The organism is Mucilaginibacter daejeonensis (assembly GCF_020783335.1).
GTDB lineage: Bacteria > Bacteroidota > Bacteroidia > Sphingobacteriales > Sphingobacteriaceae > Mucilaginibacter > Mucilaginibacter daejeonensis.
The window spans coordinates 3,673,394-3,698,355 of the sequence record NZ_CP086068.1; the positions used below are offsets into that span (position 1 = coordinate 3,673,394).

A 24,962-nucleotide genomic window follows, 5' to 3' on the forward strand; every position below is an offset into this window, starting at 1 on the left:
ATAAAAGAGTGTGGGCAGCTTAGGCAAAGTTAAGCTAAGCGTTATAACATTCAACATACGGATCTGTGTTGAGCAAGCCGCCGGTGTTGCTAAAAAAAATTAGACATTGATATGACCACGGTCTTTAATTAACTTAAAGTTCACAAAAACAAACTTAGGAGAGATTCCGTACAACACCTCATCAGTACTTCCCAAAGCCGCACCATTTGTTGCGCGTGATCGAAATGGATAAAGCGGCTAACAAAATATAAATGCGTTTTGGGAGTTATGATATGACCGATCCCCCTAATTATTGACCTGTTGATGAAAGAAAGACGATTACTGCTTTTGTTGCTGATCTTGAGCACCGTGATAACTAAGGCTCAAAACCTGGATATCGCCTTGTTGAATAAGTTCAACCCTAACAATGCCTCATCAGAGAACGCCGCCTGGAAGTTCATGTCTGACCGGGCCATTTACATGTCGGCAGCTACGCCGGTGGCTTTAATGGCTGTGGGGTTGGCCACACATGATCAAAAATTAAAGCAAACCGCTTTCACAACAGGCATGGCACTGGCCGGTAACACCGTACTCACCATGTATATGAAAAAGACCATCCAGCGCCAGCGCCCATTCGTGACCTGGGCCGACAGGGTGGAACTACAAGGCAACACCTCTCCAACTGATTATTCTTTTCCTTCGGGGCATACCTCTACCGTTTTTGCGGTGGCCACATCAGTAAGTATGGCTTATCCTAAATGGTACGTGATCGCGCCAAGCTTTGCCTTTGCGGGTGCTACGGCCTATTCACGCATGTATCGTGGTGCCCACTATCCTACCGATGTATTATGTGGTATGATCGTAGGTTCGGGTACGGCCTACCTAACCAATAAACTTCAAAAATTCATGTTCAGGGACCGGGCCCGCGAGCGTCGCCTTAAAGCACTGGCCATGACCTCTACGGCCGAACTGGTCACGCCATAGCAGGCATGCCGTAGGCCGCCCATTCCTCGGCCGATGGGCCATACAGACCGGGTACCATCAACCCCAGCATGCGCATGATAATGGTCATTTGGCTGCGGTGATGCGCCTCATGCGATACCAGAACGGACAGTACCACTCCCTTGGTCCATTCCTCGGTGTACATTTGCACACGATCGGTCAGGCTGGCATCGGTCCAACGCGAGTAAACGGCATCGGCCAATAAAGCATTATAGCGGGCATGTGTAGCCGCTATCTCGGAAAAGGTCGCTGGGATAGGCTGATCCTCTAAGGCGTCATGATCAAAGATGCCGGCACGGCTACCCATCTCGGTGATCGTTTGCGTGATGTGCCACGCCAAACGCTCCAGCGTGCGAATATTGGGCGCTATCTTTTCGGCCTTTGTTTCCTCGGTGATGTTTGCAAATATCTTTGCGGTGTTCTCGGCCGCGAGCTTCCAATCGGCCAAAAAATCTTGAATGTGGTGGTACATAAAGTGCAGATGTTCTTGGATACAAAGATGATCGATCGCTACATTATTTACTAATATTTTTAGAGATAGTTACAGCACGCCCACAGCGATCACTAAAATATATGTGTGGCTTCTTCCGGCTTTGACGTACTTTTTTGAATAAAAAGCGGTTAATTTGTAAGTTACATGGCACTTTATATCGCTTCACTCAACTCAGGCAGTAACGGCAACTGCTACTATGTTGGCAACCACCGGGAGGCCATATTGGTTGATGCCGGACTATCATGCCGCGAGACCGAGCGCCGCATGCTACGCCTGGGCTTGAACATGCAAAAGGTAAAGGCCATTTTTATTTCGCACGAGCATAGCGACCATATTCGTGGACTCGAGGTGCTCTCCAAAAAATACCAGCTACCGGTGTATATCACGTCGGCCACTATGCAGTATGGCAAGCTGTTCTTGCAGCGCGAACTGGTGCGACCGTTCAGGGGGCATGAGGCCATACGGATCGGCGACCTGTCGGTCACTGCTTTTCCCAAATATCATGACGCTGCCGAACCACATAGCTTTTTAGTGAGCAATGGCCAGGTGCGGGTAGGCGTATTTACCGACATAGGCGTACCTTGCGCACACCTGGTGACTTATTTTAAACAATGTCATGCCGCCTTTTTAGAGGCTAACTATGACGAACAGATGCTGGCCACCGGCCGATACCCATACCATCTAAAACGGCGCATAACCGGCGGAAGGGGCCACTTGTCGAACAAACAGGCGCTTGATCTTTTCATTGACCATAAGCCTCATTTTATGAGCCACCTGCTACTGGCTCACCTCTCTAAGGATAATAACTGCCCCAAACTGGCACTCGAACTTTTTGCTGCCCATGCCGGCCGCACCCACGTTACAGTGGCCTCACGCTATGAGGAAAGCCCAGTATTCAAGGTCAGCAATGAACTGGGTAACGAGGTCTCTGTCACGAATACCGTCCCAGCTTTTAGTACCACTCAGTTCTCCCTTTTCTAGGTATCGTACATTACTGTCTTAGGTTGTAAGCAAGTTTTGACCCGAACCAAAAATGGGTCATAACAGCGTGCTATAGATCGGGGCAAAAATGTAGATTTGTTACCTGAGCATGGACCACCTTGAAAATGACGTTGCCGCTTTGCGGGCCCTGATCGAAGAATCGCCTACACCTATAGCGCTTTATGTGGGCCCTGAGATGCGTATCCATATAGCCAATAAGGCTATGATATATGGTGCGTGGGGCAAGGATACTTCAGTACTTGGACAGACCCTAAAGGCGGCACTACCTGAACTTGAAGGTCAACCTTTTCATCAACTGCTGGACGATGTGTACCGCAGCGGCATAGCCTATGAGGCCAAACAAGACCCGGCTACACTTATCATTGATGGCAGGCCGGTCGAGCGGTATTACAACTTCACCTACAAGCCGCTTTTAACTACTGATGGCCAGGTTTGGGGCATCCTTAATACGGCCACTAACGTTACCGAGCTGGTTTTGGCCCGAAAGCAGATCGTTGATGTGGAGGCGCAACTTGCCTTTTCGCTCAAAGCCGCCGGCATTGGTACCTGGGACCTCGACGTCACTAATAAGAGCATTACGTGGGACGACCGCACCAAAGAACTATATGGCTTTAACCGTGCTGATACCGCCTCGTATGATCAGGTGTTGCGGTATATGCACCCTCAAGATCGGGCGGTGGTAGATAAGGCGGTTAGGAACGCACTTGATATATCATCTGGCGGTGTGTATGATGTGCGCTTTCGCACCATTGGCGCCGATGACAATAAATTGCGCTGGCTGCACTGCAAAGGAAAAGCTTACTTCAATGAAAAAGGTGAGCCCTACCGATTCTCAGGGATAGCCATGGATATTGGTGCACAGATCAGTGCCGACGAGCGGCTGCGCTCGGCTGAGCAACTCACCCAATTAGCGCTCGAGAACATTGACGCCGGCAGCTATTTTATCCATCTTCCCTCAAAAGATATCACTTATACCCCACTTTTTACCAGGGTGCTCACCGGTAAGACGGAACTTGGCCTTGAGCGTGACGAGTTCATTAAACATATTCACCCCGACGACGTGATCGTGCGCCGCAAAGCCTACGAACTGGCCGTAAGCAGCGGCAGCCTGGACTTTGAGGCGCGCTACGTTTGGAAGGACGCCTCCATTCATTGGGTGCGTGTATTGGGTAAATATACATACGATGACCAGAATGACCCCGTATACCTTTCGGGCATTGTACAAGATATAACCGCTGAGGCCGAGGCCAAACAAGAGCAACGAAAGCTGCTTTGGCTGATCGAGAACAGTACGGACATGATCAGCCTGATGGATAAGAGTGGCGACCTTACCTACCTTAACGAGGCTGGTCGCCGTATGCTTGACATCAAAGTACTGCACGAAGATACCCGTAAGCGCGCAGCCTATTTGATGGAAGCTGAGCTTGACCGTGTCAGGCAGGTGGTGGATCCCGCCTTATTGACCGACGACCGATGGTCGGGCGAATTGATGTTCCGCAACACCAACACGGGCGAAGCGATCCCCTGTTTTGTGACCACTCTGCTGTTACGCGACACTTCAACAGGCCAGCCTTTGGGTTCAGCGTCGGTAGTGCGCGACATGCGCCCCGAACTGGCCGCTCAAAAAGCTCTGATCGATAACGAAGAGCTGTTCAGGGCCATTACCACGGCATCGCCCGCGGCCTTATGGATGACCGACGCCGAAGGCAGCATCACCTACGTTAACGATATTTGGCTCAACTGGACAGGCAGATCTTTTGACGAGCACCTTGGCCAGGGATGGGTAGAGGCTGTAGTGGCCGATGACCGAGCATTGGCTGGCGAACGTTTCGTTAACGACTTTACTCAACGCGTGTTCCATGAAAGCCAGTTCAGGATACAACATACCGATGGCACCCGGCGCTGGATCGTGTGTACCGGCCACCCGCAATACCATGTGGACGGCGGCTTTAAAGGTTATATAGGCGCTTGCGTGGACATTAGCGAACAAATGCATCTGCAGCAGCAAAAGGACGAATTTATAGGTGTGGCCAGTCATGAGCTTAAGACCCCAGTCACCAGTGTAAAAGCCTATGCCCAAGTATTGCAGACCATGTTCGAGCGCGAGGTGGACGATAAAAAGGCGCTTATGCTGAGCAAAATGAACAGCCAGATCGATCGCCTGAGTTCGCTTATCAACGACCTGCTCGATGTGACCAAGATCCAGTCGGGCCGTTTGCAGTTCCATGATCGCCACTTTGATCTTAATGACCTGGTACTGGAAGTTTGCGAGGACCTGCAACGCACCGCTCATAAACATCAACTGATCACCGACCTCCATTCCACTGCACCCGTGCACGCCGATGCCGACCGCATCAGGCAGGTACTGACCAACCTGATCACCAACGCGATCAAATACTCTCCGTCTGCCCATAGCGTGACCATAAGCAGCTCCATGACCGATACTGAGGCCATCATATCGGTACAGGACCATGGCATCGGCATTAGTGCTGATAAACAGCCAAAGGTGTTTGACCAGTTTTACCGGGTAAGCGGCAGCAACCAACATACCTTCCCGGGGTTAGGATTGGGCCTATACATTACGGCTGAGATCATTAAAGGTGAGGGTGGGCGCATATGGCTCAGCTCAGTACCGGGAGAGGGCTCGATCTTTTACTTCGCACTGCCGCTAAGTTCGGGTCAAAGCATTGTGAAGTAACCCGGCGTCCTATCAGTTCGATAGCGGTTGCAACAAATATTTTTAGGAGAACCTTTTAACTGAATGAACAAATAATTAAGTTTGCTCATATCAAATGAAAGATCTGCCGAAACGGATAATGATCGCTGACGACGATCCGGGTATCGTTGATGCGGTCGAGATGATCCTCGATCTACATGGCTACGAGGTATCAAGTACATACAACGGTAATGATGTGCTCGAACTGGATGATCAACTCCCCGACCTGCTGCTCCTGGATATATGGATGTCGGGCTGCGATGGTCGCACCATTTGCAAAGCACTAAAGGCCAATGACGATACACGGCACATGCCTGTGCTCATGTTATCGGCCAGTACCGATATCAAAGGCTCGGCCATGGAGGCAGGCGCTGATGATTTTTTAGCAAAGCCATTCGAAATGAAAGAGTTGGTGAATAAGATCAACAACTTATTGCAAGAACAACGCTCGATGGCTTAGTTGCGGTACCCTTCGCTGCACTAACTTGACCTACGGAACTCTGTACACTCCCAAGGTGAAAATATTTTCGTATGTTTGCCTTAGTTAAGCCCTTTCATCTCTATATTAGCCCAACACCATTACTATTGCGTAGCTGCCAGCCTCTGTTCAGTAAGCGCCATTAGCCGCTGCTCCTGCATACCAGGTCAACAAACTTTTTATGCTTAAAAAGATATTAGTACTTGATGACAATATGGACATCCTCGAGATCGTGCACGAGGTGCTCACCTATGAGCGCTTCGAAGTAAAAAGCACGTCGACGAGTGTGAACATCGTTGCATTGGCCGAGTCGTACTTACCTGATCTGATCATTTTGGATTACAAGCTGCTTGACGCTAACGGTGGTGACATTTGCCGTATGTTCAAATCGCACAAGGTGCTGCACAGGATACCGGTCATCATCTTTTCGGCTTACAGTACCAATGTTGATTTTTACAGCTTTGGCTGCGATGCCGTGATCGCCAAACCATTTGACATTGATGACCTGATCGGCACGGTGAATAAATGCCTTGAACTCGCGGCCTGATCAATTTGCTGTGCTATCCTGATAGATAGCTCTCCTACCTACACCTCCCCTTCCCGCTTACGCAAGAACCATTCGACGCTTAACAGTATCAAGATCAGCCCAAAAAGCCATTTATTGTTAATGAGGTCACTGTAATGTTCATCATCATACACGATGGTCTTGATGTTGTCATTATGCCGTATCAGATCTACCAGCTTTCCTAATTGAGAGGGTTGCAGCATTTGTGCGCCTGAACGTTTGGCCATGTCATACAGCAGGGCGTGATCAGCGGTACTTTGCCTGCTTTCCAGGTCGAGCGGCTTAATGGTGAACTTGCCGGCAGCATTGAAGCGCTGCTTACCCAATACGCTGTTGGCTTTAAAGCTATATTCGCCTACAGGCAAGGCACCCGCATTAAGTTGGTAGCTCTGTCCCGTGCGGGTGAACAGGAACCCATAACTTTTGCCTTTCTCATTACGAATATCTACGCTCACATCGGGCGTGTTGACCAACTGCAAGGCATCATTATAAAGCTCGGCGTTGAGGATAACGTCGTCCCCTTCATCAAAAACATTATGAGCAGGGTATACCCGGAAGCGCTGACGGTTAGTATTGGCCGTAAGGTACTGTATGCTTTGGCCAAATAGTTCTTCCAGCGCCAGGTGGTCGTTGTGCTCTTGAAATTCGGCCAGGTTCCAGCGCCATATGCCCTCACCGGTCAGGGTGGCGGTACGGCGACCATTCACCTCGTTAAAGGCCAGCAAAGGGTAAGTAGTGCTCACGCTGCCGATGCGTTGCTTCAATAACACCGATGCACCGGGCGCCGAACCATAATTACCGAACGGCGCCATCAGCGGCGGGAAGCGTTCGAGCCTCTTCAGCGTAGAATCAGACAAGGTGAACAGCGAGAAATCTTTGACCGGTACGGCGAACTCCTCCTGCACATCGGCACGGCCACCAATGATACGGATGGTGTTCTGTTCCTGGTTCAGGTCGTCCAGGTTGGAGCGCGCACCAGCCATGTACCAAACAGGCACCTTGCTTTGGGCAACATAGTTCTTGAGCGCCAGGTTATCGCCGGCGGTCACCTGATACAGCATCAGCAGTCCATAGTCGGGTAGTTTAACGGTCGATAGCTTATCGAGGGCAACCGCTTTAAGTTCAAAGTTACGGTCATGCTCTACCAGCGTTTTGACCACGCCGATATCAGGGTGGGCAGCATCATATACCAGCAGTATCTTTTGCCGGGCATCCAGTACTTCTATGTAGACGGTCTCAGTGTTATTTTTAAGTGTGAGCTCATTAACGGCCGGGGCCAGCCCTATCGTGAAGCGGTGGATACCCTTTTTATCGGCGCTGACCTTGACCGGCACCACTTTACGGAAGCTGTTATCATTTACCGGTATGCTTTGCGTGAACACTTTGCGACCATCCTCAGCTACAGTAAGCCGCATGGTCTCTCCTCTGCTTTGATAGGCTTCTACCAACACTTCCAGGATCATATCATTCCCTAAAAATGCGGTACGGTTATAGTTCACGTTGCCAACAACGAGGTCGCGGCGTGGAATGGTATCGCCCAGAGCTACGGTATAGATGTTGGTCTTGAGGTCGCGCGCCACATACCGAGGGTCGGCGCCGTGGTCGTAAAGGCCGTCGGTGGCCAGCACGATGGCGCCAATGTTCTGTCCAGCGTACTGCTCTTTTAATTGGGTCAACGCTGAGGCAATGTCGGTGCGGTCGCCGTTATAGGCAGATGAGAGCCCTTGCTGAAGGTCACGGTCAAAGTGGAATTCACGAACATCATACTGATCACCCAAGTGCGCTTTCAATGACGCCAGTTGCTGATGGAACTTAGGCAGATCGAAACCCTTAGGCTTAAAGGCCTTAATGGACGTAGAATTGTCCTGCGCGATGATTACCAGCGGCTTTTGCGGTTCATAGTTGACCGTGCGGATCAGCGGCGATACAAGCAGGAAGCCGACCAGACTCACCGCCACAGCGCGCAGGGCGGCCAGCAGCCAGCGCATACGGTTATCCAGGATCACCGGGTCGCGGTAGAGCAGCCATGCGTACAGCACACCCAGCAACACACATAATGGTATATACCAGCCCGAAACCGTACCCCAGGTGACCGAAAACAAAAACAGCATACTTGTATCCCAAATATGCTGTTTATTTCTTATTTACCTGAACTTTTTAGCTCATGGTATCGGTTAGTGTGCTTGCTAATTACATACCACCATCAACGCCCAATACCTGGCCGGTGATGTAAGCGCTCATATCTGAAGCCAGGAATACGCAAGTATTGGCCACATCATCGGTCTCGCCGGCACGTTTAAGCGGGATATCGTTGGTCCAGCCTTCAACCACTTTAGGGTCGAGGATCTCGGTCATTTCAGTTTTGATAAAGCCCGGGGCCACTACGTTGGCGCGGATATTACGCGAACCCAGCTCTTTGGCCACTGACTTGGTGAAGCCGATGATACCGGCCTTTGAAGCCGCGTAGTTCGATTGACCCGGATTACCTTTTACACCCACTACCGAGCTCATGTTGATGAACACACCCTGACGTGCTTTCATCATGATACGTGAAGCAGCCTTAGTGATGTTGAATATCGATTTCAGGTTCACGTCGATCACCTCGTCCCACTGGTCTTCGGTCATACGCATCAGAAGGCCGTCCTTGGTGATACCGGCGTTGTTCACCACGATGTCGAGCTTGCCCATATCGGCTACGATATCGTTGATCAGCTTATCGGCCTCGTCGAACTTAGAAGCGTCGGAACGATAACCTTTTACCTGGGTGCCGTAAGCTTGTAATTCCTGCTCAAGGGCCTGCCCTTTTTCTACTGATGACAAATAGGTAAAAGCCACATTAGCGCCGTGCTCGGCAAATTTCTCGGCTATTTTACGACCAATCCCTTTCGATGCACCGGTGATAAGCGCGGTCTTTCCTTCTAACAGTTTCATATTCGTGTTCTCGAGTAATGTTTTTTTCGAAGGCGTGAAGGTAAGGATTTTTTGTTGAAATCACGGGCTTCCATGCTTGTGGCTATAGCGACCTTAAGGCGTATGATCGGGCAACGTTATTGTCCTGCCCCACTGCTAATATTTCGCCCATAACGTTATCAAACTTAACAGTAGGTACGGTGTTAGGGTATTAAACTTACACTACCTATGAACACCGCTAAGATCATCCGTCACCGGCATAAATACCACCATTATTTGAATGACGACCTGAAAGAGGTCAAGGAAGACACCCATTTCAAGATCGTGTTCTCTGAGCCTGCCGAATTTGACCGGTTCAGGGACTGGATCAAGGAGCATGATGGAGAGTACAATTATAACAAGGAAGAAAGCCGCCAGGAAGGCAAATTCCCTAAGGTACCCATGTTTCATGACGAGATCTGCTGGTGCGATATCATGACCTATTACCTGATGCACGTGGCCGGGTACGATTTTTACGACACCATAAGCCCTTACAAAGGCGAGGTTTATATTAAGAGATAGAGGCAAGTTGAGAGACAAGATATAAGAAGCAAGACACAAGAGTTAAAAGATAAAAAGACAAGAGCCAGGATGTCCTTTCAAAGGTCCTGGCTCTTGCATCTTGGGTCTTTGCTCTTACCAAGATCGGGCTATTTCTTTCCGCCCTTTTTCAGTTCGCTTTCTGATTTGATCACTTTAGTGCCGTTGTCTTGTTTGATCTCGTAAGCAGGCTCATCTTTGCTGGCCTTGCGTTTTACGGTGGTACCTTTGGTCTTTTTTTCTACGGTGCTGGTGTGCTTAGCCTCGATCTTTCCTTCGGCTTCCGATTTGCCCCACTCCCAGTGTACGGTGTCTCCTTTTTTCATGGTATTTGATGTTTTTGCCTTCGTTGTTGCAAAAGCCACGCCACCATTGCCCACCACTCAAAATTGGAGTATTAACCCGCCCGACGCTGGTAGCACCGCCGCCACGCCACCATTGATATCAGCAGTGCTGATCAACTTACCGGTCAGCAGATCGGTGAGCTCGATGGCACCGTTCAAGCCCCATTGCTGAAGCAGATCGGCCGGTATCCTGATATTGAAGTTGCGCTCGTGGCGGCTAAAGTTCACGGCGATCAATAAACGTTGCTGATCGGTGTATCGCAGGTACAGGTAAAGCTTATCGTCAAAGCCCCACTCCCGTTCGTTGGCCATCATCAGCTCGTAAAAGCTACCATGGGTAATGGCCTCATGCTTAGTCGTTACGTTCAGCAGCGTACGGTAAAATGAACGCAGCTGCTGCTGATCTTCCGATAGCCGGCCTCCGTCGCATTGGCCATCGTTCAACCATTTCTGGTGTTCGGGTACAGGGCAGTAGTCAAAAATAGAGGTGCGTCCATCATCGCCGCTAAAACCTTGGGCGCCGGCTGCGGGTTCTCCCACTTCCTGGCCAAAATAGATCATTACCGGTCCAGTGTTCAATGTGGCCGTCACGATCATAGCCGGTATGGCCAGCCAAGCGTCACCCGCGAAGTAAGGCGAGGCGATGCGCTGTTCATCATGGTTCTCCAAAAAGCGCAGCATCCGCTCATCTATACCCTGGCTATCGTGGTTCCACACAGCATTGATCTGCCAGGTGCTGGCGCCATGCTCATCGCGGATCAGCCGCTTCAGGGCATCGTACAGGCCCACCTTGTCATACAGATAGTCAAATTGACCATGGAACAGGTAATTACGGTACTCACCCGTGCGATAGGCCTCGCCAATGAAGATGATACCAGGGTAGCGCTCCTTCATCTGCGGGATAAGCCATGCCCAAAACTCAGTAGGCACGTATTCCACCATATCGCATCTGAAGCCCTCAACGCCTTTGTCCGCCCAATAGCTCAGGATATGCAGGATCTTATTCCACAAAGGCGGCACCGGGTCGAAATGGCAATGGTAGCCGCCATTAAAGTCGACACCATAATTGAGCTTTACCGTTTCGAACCAGTTGTTGACCGATGGACTTGGCGTAAAAACATCATCGCCTGTTCCCTTGGCCGGATACTCGTCGAACTGACCATCTTTTAACGGGTCAACGAACTCCGGTCCGCCGGGATCATAACCTTGTGGCACGGTAAAGCGCTGGCCGGGGATATAGTACAGATCGTTGGTAGGGCTAAAGGCTTTGGTCACATCATCATCCTCACCGATATCGCGTACGCCGTCGGGCTTCACATCTGAGGCATAGGTGCGCGCCACGTGGTTGGGCACCAGATCAATGAGCACCTTCATGCCCTGCTGATGAGTGCGGGCGATCAGCGCTTCAAATTCGGCCATACGGTCAGGTATGCTCACGGCCAGGTCGGGCGCTACATCATAAAAGTCCTTAATGGCATATGGCGAACCGGCACGGCCTTTCACCACATCTGGATCATCGCGCTTGATGCCGTAGGCCGTATGGTCGGTCATGGTAGCATGCTCGATCACCCCGGTGTACCAGATATGGGTAAAACCCATATCCTTGATGGCTTTTAAAGCGGTACAGGTAATATCGTTGAACTTGCCGCAACCGTTCTCTTCAATGCTGCCGTAGAATTTGTTATTGGTGTTGGTATTGCCGAACAAGCGCGGCAGTAACTGGTATATGATCAGCTTATGATCGGGTGTAGATGCCATGTAAGGTGTGATGTAAGTACCGCAATTTACGGTTTGACCGGCACCAAGGACAATATTTACGTTAAAAATTTACCAGCTGCATTGTGCGCTAATATTTACCAGCTACGTTGCGCGCTGCTCACATTGTAGCGGTTGTTGAACAAAATGGCCAGCACTATCTCGTGCGTGCCATTGCTCACCGTACGCAGGTTGGAGCTGGTAAAATCATACGCATAGCCCAAGTTGATCACCTTGCTCAGGTTCAAACCCAGCATGGCCGATTTAGCATCGTTATGACGGTACGACCCGCCCACCCAAAATTTATTGCTGAAGGCCAGCTTTAAGTTAATATCGAAGCTTGCCGGAGCCGGGCTCACCAGCTTAAACAACGCCGAAGGCAGCAAAGTGATGTCATCATCCAGGAACACCTTTACACCACCGGTAAAAAAGTAGTGTGGCACCGTTTTGCCCTGGTTATAAACCGAGCGATCGCCAAAGGTGATCGTTTGTTTGATGAGCTGCTGCACCGATACGCCAAAGTAGTACTGGCCTGAGTATGCCCAAACACCCATACCCACATCAGGCCGGTATTGGCTATTGTTACCATTGTAAATGGCCGGATCGTCGGGGTTCTCCAACTTTACCTGGCTTACATCCAACGTGATGCGGTTGATGCCGGCCGATACCCCTACCGATAGGTTGAGCTTGCTGGTGAGGCCCAGATGGTAAGCATAAGTACCGTTGATACTGGTTTGATTGATAGGGCCTGCGCGATCGGTCATGGCTATGATGCCTACGCCGTGGTGTGGCTCGGCCGCCATATAATCCTGCGTGGCCAAACGGCTCAGTGGGTTTTGATTCTCGCCCTGCATGCTCATGGGGTCGCCGTATAAAAAGCGATCACCTAAAGGCATATTGACCGACAGGTAGCTGGTCACTGGCGCACCTTCAAGGCCTGTCCACTGGCTGCGGTAGCCGGCACGCATATCCGTATAATTCTCTATACCGCTCACCGCAGGGTTAAGCAGGTAATTATTGAACATGTATTGCGTATACTGAGGCTTTTGCTGCGCCAAAGCAAGGCACCAGCACGCCATTAAAAGTGATAAGGTAAGTATAGGTCGTTTCATAAATTCATCGTACAATGGTGACCCACCCGCTCATGACCGCGCGGCCATTTTTGGGGTCGATAATATAATAATAAGCACCCACCGGAAGATCCTTACCCCTGTAGCGTCCGTCCCACGGTACGGGGTAGCCTATGGAGTTGAATACCTTGTCGCCGTTGCGGTCAAATATCTCCACCGTGGCTTTAGGGTAGCTATCGATGTGCTCGATCACCCAGGTATCGTTACGGCCATCATTGTTAGGTGTAAAAGTATTATATACATTGGGTTGCTGCAATACCTTAACAGTAAATACTGCGGTGGAAGGGCATTTATCTGGCGACTGCACCGTGAGTACATATCGCGTATCGGTAGTTGGGCTGGCTACCGGGTTAGGCGATGAAGGGTCATTAAGACCGGTGCGCGGCGTCCAGCTGTAGGTAAGTGGCGTGCGGTTCACCGATACTACCGATGGTTCCAGCGTGATCTGCCCGCCTGCCAGGATCACCAGCTCGCGGTTGCCGTTGATCACCGGTACCGGCAGCACTTTAATGGTGAACACCTTGGTGTAGGTACAACCACCCTCGGCTGATGTGAACACATAAGTGATGGTGTGATCGCCCGGCCCGGCCACCTTAGGGTCGAACGTGCCATTGGCCGCTATGCCGCCACCACTGAACACACCGGTACCTGCAAATGTGGTGGTGCCGGTAATGGTAAAGGCCGGGTCGCTTTGGCAAACGCTGGTGGGTGGGTCAAGCACCACATCAGGATTGGCGTACACCCTTACTGCAGGCTTATCATAAACCGCCTGGCAACTGGCCGAATTACCCGAATACACTAAAATGCGGATGTGATAGTCATTATAAGCCGGTGTGGTGCTAAAGCCATAATCATGGACAAAACGTTTATCGTCAGGTATGGCGGTATGGTCCTTATCGTACTGAATGAATTCGGTCGGGTGACGGTCGTAGTCATAATAGATATCATACCGCACGATCTTTCCCGGGTCCACCGTGCTCTGATCTTGGATCACCAGGTCATCGCTGCTGCAGATCTGGTCAGGTATCACAAATTTAGTGACCGGGAAAGCACCGTTCAGTGCGAAGGTCTTGCTGGTCTCGGTAGAGCAGCCATCCTTAGAGGTCACCTTCAGCTTCACAATAAAGTTACCTGCCGTGCTGTACTTATGTGACCCGTTGGCGGTGGTTGCCTTGCTGCCATCACCAAAATCCCATTCATAGGTGAACTGGCTCTCACTGCCATCGGCAATGGTGCTGATGTTGGTAAAGCGGGCCACATCTACTAAACACGCCTCCGGTAACAAAAAATCCACCACCGGGTTAGGATTCACCACCACGTTGCCGGTGTACACAGTACTGGTACAACCTTTATCGGTGGTCACCTTCAGGGTCACGGCGTAGGTTTTTACATCTGCAAAAACATGAGTGAACGCGGCGTTGGTGGTCATGGTCTGCTCAGGGGTGCCATCGCCAAAGTTCCATACCCACTGGGTGATCGCACCCTCATTAGGCACCGACAGATCATTAAAAGTGACCTCCTTACCCCCACACGACGGCGACAGGTATTTGAAGTTGGCCGATGGGTTGGCCGTCACATGTATCACCTTGGTCACCGTGGCCGATTCGCAACCGTTCTGGTTCACTACGGTAAGTTTAACGTTGTAATCGCGGCCGCCAACGGTATACGTGTGTTGAGGATCTTTCAAGGTGGACGTGTTGGGATTGGCCGCTGTGGCGTTAGGGTCGCCAAAATCCCATACATACTTGCTGATCACGTTACCCACCGCATCCGAGGCATCAGCAAAGGATACGGTACTACCTGCACAATTGCCTACTGGCGGCGTAAAGTTGGCCACCGGATATTCGGCAATGTTAAAGTTGAAGCTGATCTGCTTTTCGGCACCACAACTGCTATTGGTGATCACCGGTACGGTCACTGTAGCCGAAGCCGTATAGTTGCCGGCCGGATAGGTCACCGTGCGTGAGAAAACGTAGGTATACAGCACCGTGCCGTCGTCTTTAGTGGTGGTAGTACTGTATTTGGGGTTGGTTTGAGTTACCGGTACGCTGCCATCATTAGGATCCCATACGATCTTGGTGGGCTGATACGGCACAGTAAGTTCCAGGTAATATGGAATGCCGGTACAACCGCTGATCTGCGTTGGCCCGCTACTGGTACCACTCAACGCAATGAACTCCGACAAGTTGCTCAGGTTGGTACCTGCCGCATAGCCGTACGATTCAAAGTTGCCGAAGCCATAAGCAATGGCATTGAAAGTGGTACTGGCCCTGATCAGGTGCGTGGCGTTAGAACTCACCGGCACCTGCGCATATGAATAATTGGAACCTGCTATAGGTGTAAAATTGGTGTAAGCCACCCCATCTACCGTGAATGATGACACCGCACTGGTAGCTAAGATCACGTTGATATAGCTTTGCGCGATGCTGAACACCCCCGGCGAGTACAGGGTCACATGATCCAACCCCTGCTCGATAGGGCTGAGGTAGATCATCTCGGGATCGCCTACTGTTGTGTTGCCGTTGCCCTGGGTCACGGCATACTGTGCTACCTGGATGGGCTTATCGGCGGTGATCACCTGCGGGGTGGCGATCTTGGGTAATTCGTAATAAAAGTTGTTGGTCAGGAGCGTCTTATCCAGCACCACGCCGTTCACGGTAACGTTGGCGGCCGGGTCGCTGGTCACGATGCGGATATAGTCGTACGCTCTGGTGGCCAGCGGCGCCGTGATATAGCTGAGGCCCCAAACCACGGTAGGGTAATTTTGCTGGAAAAAGTTATCGCCCGAGTTACCGGTATCGCCCAGGGTCATGAAGCTGCTGCCCGAGTACACCGCTATACGCTTACAAGTGCCAGAGCTGGTACTTACCGAGCGCACCCTCGTGCCCGTAAGATCGGTAGACGACAACGCCTGGTACAACTCTCCTTTTTGCAGGGTAATGGTCTTGACCTGGCCCTTCGGTGAGCCATCCACTAAAGTAGCACTGGGTGTGATCTCTACTGTGGTGGCATCCTCCGCAGCGATCACGCAGACCGTGGAATATACGGGTACAGACCCGGTAGTACCTATAGACGCCGCCTGGGCTTTTTGCCGGTAGCTAATGGCATAATAATCATTGGTGAGCGAAGCCACAGGCAATACCAGCGTGGCCCCCGACCGGTTGCTGGCATAAATATGTGCATATACCACGATCGGTTTTTTGGATTGGATATGGATACCCTTATTGAACTGCGCCTGTCCGCTTAAATACGCCGATGGGTCAATGGCAACGGTGGTGATGGTGTTCGGTGTTACCGTGAAGTTGGCGGTAAAAGTACCATCGGCGGTGCTGACGGTGCCGGTTGTGGCCACATCGCCGGTGATGTAAAGGTTCATGCTGCTGGAGCCACTGCCGGTAACGCCGTTACTATGCATCATCCAGGCGGTCCAGAATTCGGTACCCTGGTTGGTGGTTATTTGTGCCTGGGCAGTGATGGCCACGCATAGCAATAACAACAATAAAAGACACAAGCCCGATAGCCTCTTCACTGCTTCAATAGTTTAATTGGGGATGCCGCGATCGCCTGAGGCAAAGCAGCCTTTAAAACTACATAATATTTGATAAATAATATTGCGTCAAAATAAAATGTCGTACGCCCCCTGAACGATATCATATATACATAGGGCACGGTCAAGCCTCCTACCGTTTTTGCTCAATTTATCATACCGATATATTAATGATATATCAACGCAATGTTAAGAGCGCGATAAGCATGCATAAATTTTAAAATAATAGTTGACATATCAACCATTATTGATACTTTTGCGGCGTGGAAAAGTGTGATGTAAAGACCGACCTCCTCTTGTTCAAGATCTTTCACATTTACAAAGTGATCGGTAACAAGTCGAACAAAAGGTTCTCTAAAGAAGGGATGAACATACAGGTGGAACAGATCCCTGTGCTGATGGTGCTGTTTTACGAAGGCCCGCACTCGCAGCAGGACATTGCCGACGAGTTGGAGCGGGATAAGTCATCAGTGCTCAGAACCGTAGCTTCATTAGTGGCAGCGGGTTTTTTGAAGGTGCAACCCGATACGGTAGACAAACGTAAGAAGCTGGTGAACCTGACCGAGGCCGGCCAGAAGCTGGCAAAGCAGCTGCACGAAGAGATCGGGCTGATGGATAACATGATGTTCTCGAACCTATCGGTAGCCGAAAAACTGATCCTGACCGAGCTGCTGGACAAGTGCACTGAACACATCAACAGCATGGATCTAAAATTTGAATAATAGTTGACATATCAACATGATGTTACGACATATATCACTAAGCAACACTAACTCTATCATTATATGAATATCCGCGAACTAACAGCAGCGATCCTACTGTTCAGTTGTTTTCCAGCCTTGCTATTCGCGCAGGGTCAACCGCAACAAACTGCGCGGCCTGCCCCTACCCCAGGCCAGATCTACACCTTTAGCTTACAAGAGTGTATCAACTACGCGTACGAGCATCAAGACACCGTGGTGAACGCCAATTTGGATGTCAAGAGCGCCGAGTACCGCGTTAAAGAGATCGTAGGTGGTGGCCTTCCGCAGATCAATGGTGGCGCCAGCATACAAGACTACCTGAAGATCCCTACCACACTTATCCCGGGCGAGTTCATCGGTCAGCCGGGCTCGTTCATACCGGTAAAGTTCGGGGTAAAATACCTGTCGAACCTTACGTTGGATGTGAACCAGATCCTGTTCGATGCCAGCTACTTTGTAGGCTTGCAGGCACGTAATACCTACAAGGAGTTGTTCGTACGCAACTACAAACGCAGCCGTATAGATGCTAATGTGAACGTGACCAAGGCTTACTACCAGGTACTGGTGAGCGATGAGCAGATCAAATTGCTGGATGCCAACCTGGCCCAGCTGAAACAGCAACTGGATCAAACCACTGCCCAAAATAAACAAGGGTTTGTAGAGAAGATAGACGTTGACCGTTTAGCCTACCAATACAATGACCTCCAGACCCGACGCGAGAACACGCTGCGCCTGCTTGCCCTTAACTATCAGCTCTTAAAGTTTCAGATGGGTATGCCTATCGAGGAGCAACTGGTGCTGAAGGACAAGCTATCTGACGTGAAGATGGAGGAGACCGCTGCCGACCTGAACACCGATACCACATTTTACCGCAACCGTATAGAGTACAATATCTTTGAGACGCAGGTAAAACTGAACGAGTACGATGTAAAGCGCAGCAAAGCTCGCTTCTACCCAACGCTGAACGCATTTGGTAACCTTACCTCATCGTACCAGAACAACAACTTCAGCGGCTTGTACAGCAGCAACTTCCCAGCAAGCTACATTGGCTTACGCCTTAACGTGCCGATCTTTAGCGGTGGCCAGCGTTTGAACCAGCTGCGCCAAACCCAGATCACGGTACAAAAATCAAAGAACGACCGCGACCGGCTGAAAGATGCCTTGAGCCTGCAGGCCAATGCAGCACGCATCAACTTCTATAACGGTTTGCAAACGCTCAACAGCCAGCGTAAGAACCAGGATCTGGCCAAAGAGGTGCTGCGCGTATCCAAGATCAAGTACCAGCAAGGTGTTGGTTCCAGCATTGAAGTGACCCAGGCGCAAACCAACCTCGAGGACGCCGATAACAAATACATACAGGGCCTTTACCAGGCGCTGGTATATAAAGTTGAACTCGAAAAAGCATACGGACGCATCCAGTAATATCATAACCATAACCTCATATCCATACCATAAGCAATGAAAAAACTGATATATATCCCCGCATTGATCGTGCTGGCAGCTTGCAATAACAAGCCTAAAGACAAAAAAGCTGAGCTGGCCGACCTGAAGAAACAGCAGGCCGAGCTGAACAGCAAGATCACCAAGTTACAGGCCGAGGTGGGCACCACCGACTCGACAGCCGCTGTTGAAGTGGGCGTGGCCGAAGTAAAGACCGGCTCTTTTGTGAACTACGTTCAGTTGCAGGGTAAGATTGATGCACAGGATAACGTGACCGCCTATCCGCAGGCTCCGGGTACCATCATCGCCATTAAAGCGCGGGTGGGCCAGCATGTAAGCCGCGGACAGGTACTGGCTCAGTTGGACAACAATGTGCTCAAACAAAGCATTGCTCAGTCTGAAGCGCAGGTATCACTTAACCGCACCTTGTACAACCGCCAAAAAGCCCTTTGGGATCAAAAGATCGGTACAGAGGTACAGTACCTGCAAGCACAAACCACTTTGCAGGCCAGCGAAAAGGCTTTGGCCTCATTGCGTCAGCAAGCCAGCCAATACCGCATCGTGTCGCCCATCAGCGGCACTATCGACCAAATGGATCTCAAACTGGGCCAGGTGGCTCAGCCCGGTCAAACCGGTATCCGCATCGTTAATGCGGATAACTTAAAGGTAAAGGCCGATGTGCCTGAATCATACTCGGCCAGCGTGAACACCGGCAACATGGTCAAGATCCTGATCCCTGATGCTAACGACTCGCTGACCACCCGCGTTACCTTTGCTGCCAAGGCCATCGACCCTACCTCACGCAGCTTTGCGGTCGAGATCAAATTACCTACCCGCCGCACCCTGCGCCCTAACATGACGGCCATCATCAAGATCGCCGACTACAATAAGGCCAATGCCGTGGTGATCCCGGTAAAAGCGATCCAAAGGTCAGAGGATGGTGACTTTGTGTACATCAACGAAAACGGTACCGCCAAAAAAGTGAACATCAAAGCCGGTGTTACCTACGGCGGACAGACCGAGATCCTGTCGGGCCTTAAACAAGGCGACCAGCTGATCACCGAAGGCATTGCCGACGTTGAGGATGGCGATAAAGTAAAGGTATCGCAACCGGCCAACTGATCTGTTCAACGTAAACGACCTCCATCATATCGCTATATATGAAAGATGTAAAAAAAGAATTTGGCCCATCGAGTTGGGCCATTGATAACAAAACGGCCATATATGTGCTGATGTTCCTGATCACCATACTGGGTTTGATCAGCTACAACAACCTGCCCAAGGAAAATTTTCCTGACATTGCCGTACCCAAGATATTTGTGACCACTACGTTCCTGGGCCAATCGCCGCAGAACGTGGAGAACCTGGTAACGCGCCAGATCGAGAAGAAACTGAAATCGCTGAAAGGCTTAAAAAAGGTGACCTCGAACTCGGTGCAGAACGTATCGATCATCACGGCCGAGTTCCAGCAGAACATCAAGACCAAAGATGCCAAGATCGATGTTCAGGATGCGGTAGACAAGGCCAAGCAAGACCTTCCGCAAAATGACCCTAACTTTAAAGAGCCCGTGATATCTGACATTAACGTGGCCGATCTTCCGATCCTTTACGTGAACCTTTCGGGCGATTATGACCTAAAGAAACTGAAGGAATATGCCGACCTGCTGAAGGACGAGATCGAAGGATTCAAAGAGATATCGAAAGTTGACGAGATCGGTGCCTTAACGCCCGAGATCCAGATCAACGTTGATGTGAACAAGATGGCCGCTGCCCAGATCAGCTTTGGCGATATTGCGCAGGCCGTGGGTAACGAGAACATCCTGTCATCGGCCGGTACCATCAAAACAGATGGTGTACGCCGTGCCATCGACATTAAAAAGGACTTTAAGAACGCCGATGAGGTGGCCGCCATGGTGATCCGCAACCCTAAAGGACAAGCGGTTTACCTGCGCGATATTGCCGAGGTGAAGGATTCATTTTTGGAGCAGGAAAGCTACGCGCGTTTGAAAACGCCCGAGCAAAGCAAGTTCAAAAATGTGATCACCCTTAACGTGAGTAAACGTGCCGGCGAGAACCTGATCGAGGCCTCAGACAAGATCAATGCCCTGATCAAGGAAAAACAACGCACCGTGTTCCCTAAAGGCTTGAATATTACTGTTACCGGTGACCAGAGCGACAAGACCCGCACCACGCTGAATGACCTGATCAACACCATCATTATCGGTTTCATATTGGTGACCGTGATCCTGATGTTCTTTATGGGTACCACCAACGCCATATTTGTGGCGCTATCGGTACCACTATCATGCTTTATCGCCTTCCTGATCATGCCGGCCATTGGCTTTACGCTCAATATGATCGTGCTTTTCTCGTTCCTGCTGGCGCTGGGTATCGTGGTGGATGATGCCATTGTGGTGATCGAAAACACGCACCGGATATTTGCCAACGGTAAAGTACCGATCAAAGAGGCCGCTAAAATGGCCGCCGGTGAGGTGTTCCTGCCGGTATTCTCGGGTACCATGACAACCCTGGCGCCCTTCGTGCCATTGGCGTTCTGGAACAGTATCATTGGTAAGTTCATGTTCTTCCTGCCGATCACGCTGATCATCACCTTATTGGCGTCGTTAGTAGTGGCCTACATCATGAACCCTGTATTTGCCGTGGACTTTATGAAGCCGCACCATGACGGCGAGCACGAGAACCCTAAGTTTGACAAACCGACCAAACGCGCACTGATCTACTTGGCCATTGCCACCGTGATCTCATACTTGATCAACTTTGGATTAGGCAACTTCATGGTGCTGATCATCATCCTGTACCTGGTGAACCACTTCTTCCTGCTCAAGATCATTGACAGGTTCCAGAAGAACGTATGGCCGCGCTTTCAAAACTGGTACGCCAAATGGCTGGAGCGTGCGGTACGCCGCCCGATCACAGTGTTGCTGGGTACTTTAGGTCTGTTCATCGTGGCCTTGGTGATCAATAGCGTATTGGGCAAAACCCCTGAGTTCTTCCCATCGGGCGATCCTAACTTTGCTTACGTATACATCACCATGCCTATAGGCACCGACCAGGCCACCACTAACGAGGTGACCCAAAAGGTAGAGCAACGCGTGGCCAACATCGTGGAGCCTGATAAGGACATCGTATCCTCCATCATCTCCAACGTGACCAAGAGCGTTACCGACCCTCAGGATGAGGATCAGGGTGACTACCAAAATAAAGGTAAGGTGACCGTTGCGTTCAAAGAATTTAGCGAACGTGAGGGTAAGGATACCAAGCTCATTTTAGCCAACATCCGTAAAGGTATACAAGGCATAGCGCCAGGCGTGAAAATATCGGTAGCCCAAGAATCAAGCGGCCCGCCGGTACAAAAGGATATCAGTATCGAGATCATTGGCGATAACCTGGATACGCTGGTACGCACCGGTAACCGCCTCAAGACCTATTTGGATAAACAGAATATACCGGGTATTGAGAACCTGGTGGCCGACGTGCAGAACGACAAGCCCGAGATCGTATTCGATATTGATCGCGAGCGTGCCAACCGTGAGGGCGTAAGCACCCAAACCCTGACCCAAACCTTGCAGACCGCAGTATTTGGTGCACCTGCGGCCAACTTCCGTAACACCAAAGAGGATGATTACAAGATACAGGTTCGTGCACTGGAGCAACAACGCAGTAACCTGAACGAGCTGCGCAACATGAAGGTGACCTACCGCGATATGGGTATGGGCGGCGCAATACGCCAGGTACCGGTATCGGCCTTTGCCGATGTAAGGTACACCAACACCTTTAGTAACATTAAACGCAAGCAGCAGCGCCGGGTACTTACCCTGGGCTCTAACGTGATCAAACCATATAACGCTAATGAGGTGAACGCGGCCATACTGACCGCCATTGGCAACTTTAAAAAGCCCGACAACGTGATCATACGCCAGGGCGGTGGCCAGGAAGATCAGATGGAGGCCGTTACCTTTTTGGGTGGCGCATTGCTTACCTCGTTCGGTTTGATCCTGATCATTTTGATGATCCAGTTCAACTCGATCGGTAAAACGCTGATCATCATCTCCGAGATATTCTTCAGTATCATCGGTGTATTGCTGGGTGTGAGTTTATTTGGTATGACAATGGCCATCGTAATGACAGGTATCGGTATCATTGCCCTTGCCGGTGTGGTGGTACGTAACGGTATATTGCTGGTGGAGTTTACGGATATGCTGATCGAGCAGGGAACCAGCGTACATGATGCCGTGGTTGAGGCGGGTCATACCCGTATGACGCCGGTATTACTTACCGCAACAGCGGCCATCATGGGTCTGATCCCACTGGCGGTAGGTTTCAACATCGACTTTGTTGGCCTGTTCACCAGCTTTGAACCACACATCCACTTCGGTGGTGATAACGTGGCGTTCTGGGGTCCGCTGGCCTGGACCATGATCTTCGGTTTAGGTTTTGCCACCGTGATCACCCTGATCGTGGTACCATGTATGTACCTGATCCGTGTCAATTTAAAGAACCGCCTGTTCGGTAAAAAAGCCGACAAGCACATCGACGAAAAACCATTGATCGATCCGGCCCACTAAGCCGATCGGTATAATAAAAGCAAGGCCGCCCTTTTAACCAAAGAGCGGCCTTTTTATTTGCACTGATCAGTGGGATAAGCGCTCACGATTTTTAAAAATTCAAGCGTTACAGGTGTTTCATCGGTGTAACAAAATTCCCCAACTTTCCCCACTTTTCAGCATTACGAAATTCGTAAAAACCCAACTTTTTCCAGAAAAAACCACATTTTTCAAGAATGTAACACCAAATGTAACACCATATGTGAAATGTAACACCGAATGTAACACTTGCAAAGCACGGCGATAAACCTAAAAGATCTGAGATTCGTCGGTTTTACGAATTTGGCAATGATCCATACAGCCGCTACCCTACTGCCGAGCGCCCGCCTGACCCGGAAGTGTACGGGCTGGCTCGTAATGGTAAACCACCTGATAAGGCTGCTTTTGGTATTTAGGCGATAGCTGCCCGATAGGCAGATCATCGGGCTGCAAAGTAGGTTCACAAACCGAATAGGCCTTTCCCTGGTAAATGACCGACCGCCCCACCGGCTTATTGAATTGCACGGCCATGGTGATATGGGTTGGATACAGCATAGCGATCATAGGCAGGTCGTATATCTCCTTCACGAGGTAAAAGAACAGGGCTGCCCGGTCATCACAATCACTATACTGATTGAACAGCGTTTCTTCCGGCGACATGCGCTTTTCCTTACCGAAATTCTGTTCATCGTTCTCGTATAAAAAGGCGTAACGGGTAAAACGCATCAGGTAGTCAACACCTTTGGTCTGGCTCATGCCCGCCACGTTCTTCTTTAACAGTGGTATCAGTGAACTATAGGTCTCGCGGGTGAGCGGTATGTTGAAATAGGTCTTGAAATCTACCCCAGGATAATTAGTGAACAAGCTGTCTACCTGCCTGTTGAGCTTGATCTTGAAGCTGTAGGTCTTGTTCTGATATACAAAGGCCAGTTCCTTATCAAAATACCCTGAAGGCTCAAAGTCAGGCATACGGGTCACCTCGTACGAAAAAGCCCTATCAGCATCCGGCACTTTGATGTTGACCGGATAAGGGGGCTCCTGGTGCAGGTCGGTATTGGGATGATCATGGTAATTAAGGCACATGTACTTTTTACCATCGATCATAAAGAAAGGTATATCGCTGATGTCCTCATCGTTATACACATAAAAAATAAGCTTATTATTGGCCAACGCCAACCTTGCATCATACCCCGAGCGTACCATCAGGAACCATTTGTAAAGGGTATACCGGTCGTAATCATTCTGTTTGGGGGCTAATTGCTGGGCCACACGGCGGATGAGCTGGTAATACAGCCAATCGTTCAATTGATGCTTTTTTTGGTAAGCTGCAAGCGCATTGATCAGCGGTTGGTAATTAGCCTCATTCACCATATCATAAAAGGCGCTGATGGTGCGCTTATTCACCGGCCGGTCCAATGCAGGCAGCATCGCAACGTCGGCGTCTGCCTCGAAAATGTCGTTGTAAAGCTCCAATTTAACGTGCACAGCATGGCCTTGTGCATGAGCCAAATCCGCAGCACATAACAACAGGATCATTCCGATGAATACAAGCGCCTTCATTAGGCTTTACAAATTGGTTATACTAAGGTAACGATTAATTAACGTTAAGTTCACACTGATAGTTGCCGGATATGACATTAAATTTTGCACATCATAGCGCACAAAAAAAGCGGTC

18 protein-coding genes are annotated in these 24,962 nt (G+C 50.3%); 10 read left to right on the plus strand and 8 right to left on the minus strand.

Annotated features, from left to right (window positions below; genetic code table 11):
* Window positions 1–303: 303 nt before the first annotated feature.
* Window positions 304–963 (plus strand): phosphatase PAP2 family protein, encoded by a 660-nt coding sequence (locus tag LLH06_RS15660; RefSeq protein WP_228170232.1) that lies wholly within the window; start codon window positions 304–306, stop codon window positions 961–963.
* On the opposite strand, the gene LLH06_RS15665 is transcribed toward LLH06_RS15660, so the two are convergent.
* Window positions 953–1,453 (minus strand): DinB family protein, encoded by a 501-nt coding sequence (locus LLH06_RS15665; RefSeq protein WP_228170233.1) that lies wholly within the window; start codon window positions 1,451–1,453, stop codon window positions 953–955. The genes LLH06_RS15660 and LLH06_RS15665 overlap by 11 nt on opposite strands.
* A gap of 165 nt (window positions 1,454–1,618) precedes the next feature.
* On the opposite strand from LLH06_RS15665, the gene LLH06_RS15670 reads away from it, so the two are divergent.
* The 4 genes from LLH06_RS15670 (at window position 1,619) to LLH06_RS15685 (ending at window position 6,217) form a co-directional block, all read left to right on the plus strand.
* Complete coding sequence (locus LLH06_RS15670; RefSeq protein WP_228170234.1) at window positions 1,619–2,455, plus strand: MBL fold metallo-hydrolase; 837 nt, start codon at window positions 1,619–1,621, stop codon at window positions 2,453–2,455.
* 109 nt (window positions 2,456–2,564) lie between these two features.
* Complete coding sequence (locus LLH06_RS15675) at window positions 2,565–5,174, plus strand: PAS domain-containing protein (protein WP_228170235.1); 2,610 nt, start codon at window positions 2,565–2,567, stop codon at window positions 5,172–5,174.
* Between the two features lie 94 nt (window positions 5,175–5,268).
* Window positions 5,269–5,652 (plus strand): response regulator transcription factor, encoded by a 384-nt coding sequence (locus LLH06_RS15680; RefSeq protein ID WP_228170236.1) that lies wholly within the window; start codon window positions 5,269–5,271, stop codon window positions 5,650–5,652.
* 199 nt (window positions 5,653–5,851) lie between these two features.
* On the plus strand, window positions 5,852–6,217 hold the full coding sequence (locus LLH06_RS15685; protein ID WP_228170237.1) for a response regulator: 366 nt from the start codon (window positions 5,852–5,854) through the stop codon (window positions 6,215–6,217).
* Between the two features lie 38 nt (window positions 6,218–6,255).
* On the opposite strand, the gene LLH06_RS15690 is transcribed toward LLH06_RS15685, so the two are convergent.
* The gene (locus LLH06_RS15690) at window positions 6,256–8,346 is read right to left on the minus strand and encodes a hypothetical protein (protein WP_228170238.1); all 2,091 of its coding nucleotides are present in this window, start codon (window positions 8,344–8,346) and stop codon (window positions 6,256–6,258) included.
* 79 nt (window positions 8,347–8,425) lie between these two features.
* A complete protein-coding gene (gene fabG, locus LLH06_RS15695; protein ID WP_228170239.1) occupies window positions 8,426–9,166 on the minus strand; it encodes a 3-oxoacyl-[acyl-carrier-protein] reductase in 741 nt (246 codons plus the stop codon).
* A gap of 207 nt (window positions 9,167–9,373) precedes the next feature.
* On the opposite strand from fabG, the gene LLH06_RS15700 reads away from it, so the two are divergent.
* Complete coding sequence (locus tag LLH06_RS15700; protein ID WP_228170240.1) at window positions 9,374–9,706, plus strand: hypothetical protein; 333 nt, start codon at window positions 9,374–9,376, stop codon at window positions 9,704–9,706.
* Window positions 9,707–9,834: 128 nt separating this feature from the next.
* Here the strand turns inward: LLH06_RS15700 and LLH06_RS15705 are convergent, their stop codons facing one another.
* The 4 genes from LLH06_RS15705 to LLH06_RS15720 form a co-directional block, all read right to left on the minus strand.
* A complete protein-coding gene (locus LLH06_RS15705) occupies window positions 9,835–10,050 on the minus strand; it encodes a hypervirulence associated TUDOR domain-containing protein (RefSeq protein WP_228170241.1) in 216 nt (71 codons plus the stop codon).
* 57 nt (window positions 10,051–10,107) lie between these two features.
* The gene (locus LLH06_RS15710; protein WP_228170242.1) at window positions 10,108–11,826 is read right to left on the minus strand and encodes an alpha-amylase family glycosyl hydrolase; all 1,719 of its coding nucleotides are present in this window, start codon (window positions 11,824–11,826) and stop codon (window positions 10,108–10,110) included.
* 95 nt (window positions 11,827–11,921) lie between these two features.
* Window positions 11,922–12,935 carry a PorP/SprF family type IX secretion system membrane protein gene (locus LLH06_RS15715; RefSeq protein ID WP_228170243.1) on the minus strand — a complete coding sequence of 338 codons (1,014 nt, stop codon included), beginning with the start codon at window positions 12,933–12,935 and terminating at the stop codon, window positions 11,922–11,924.
* A 4-nt stretch (window positions 12,936–12,939) separates the two neighbouring features.
* Window positions 12,940–16,482 (minus strand): PKD domain-containing protein, encoded by a 3,543-nt coding sequence (locus tag LLH06_RS15720; protein ID WP_228170244.1) that lies wholly within the window; start codon window positions 16,480–16,482, stop codon window positions 12,940–12,942.
* A 281-nt stretch (window positions 16,483–16,763) separates the two neighbouring features.
* Here LLH06_RS15720 and LLH06_RS15725 point away from each other — a divergent pair, with 281 nt between their 5' ends.
* From LLH06_RS15725 to LLH06_RS15740, 4 genes are all read left to right on the plus strand, one after another.
* Window positions 16,764–17,222, plus strand: a complete 459-nt coding sequence (locus LLH06_RS15725; protein WP_228170245.1) for a MarR family winged helix-turn-helix transcriptional regulator — start codon at window positions 16,764–16,766, stop codon at window positions 17,220–17,222.
* Between the two features lie 63 nt (window positions 17,223–17,285).
* The gene (locus LLH06_RS15730; RefSeq protein ID WP_228170246.1) at window positions 17,286–18,665 is read left to right on the plus strand and encodes a TolC family protein; all 1,380 of its coding nucleotides are present in this window, start codon (window positions 17,286–17,288) and stop codon (window positions 18,663–18,665) included.
* 36 nt (window positions 18,666–18,701) lie between these two features.
* A complete protein-coding gene (locus tag LLH06_RS15735) occupies window positions 18,702–19,805 on the plus strand; it encodes an efflux RND transporter periplasmic adaptor subunit (protein ID WP_228170247.1) in 1,104 nt (367 codons plus the stop codon).
* 38 nt (window positions 19,806–19,843) lie between these two features.
* Entirely contained in the window at window positions 19,844–23,269 is a 3,426-nt protein-coding gene (locus tag LLH06_RS15740) for an efflux RND transporter permease subunit (RefSeq protein ID WP_228170248.1), read from the plus strand.
* A 348-nt stretch (window positions 23,270–23,617) separates the two neighbouring features.
* Here LLH06_RS15740 and LLH06_RS15745 read toward each other — a convergent pair whose 3' ends face one another.
* Entirely contained in the window at window positions 23,618–24,847 is a 1,230-nt protein-coding gene (locus tag LLH06_RS15745) for a hypothetical protein (protein ID WP_228170249.1), read from the minus strand.
* Window positions 24,848–24,962: the final 115 nt, after the last annotated feature.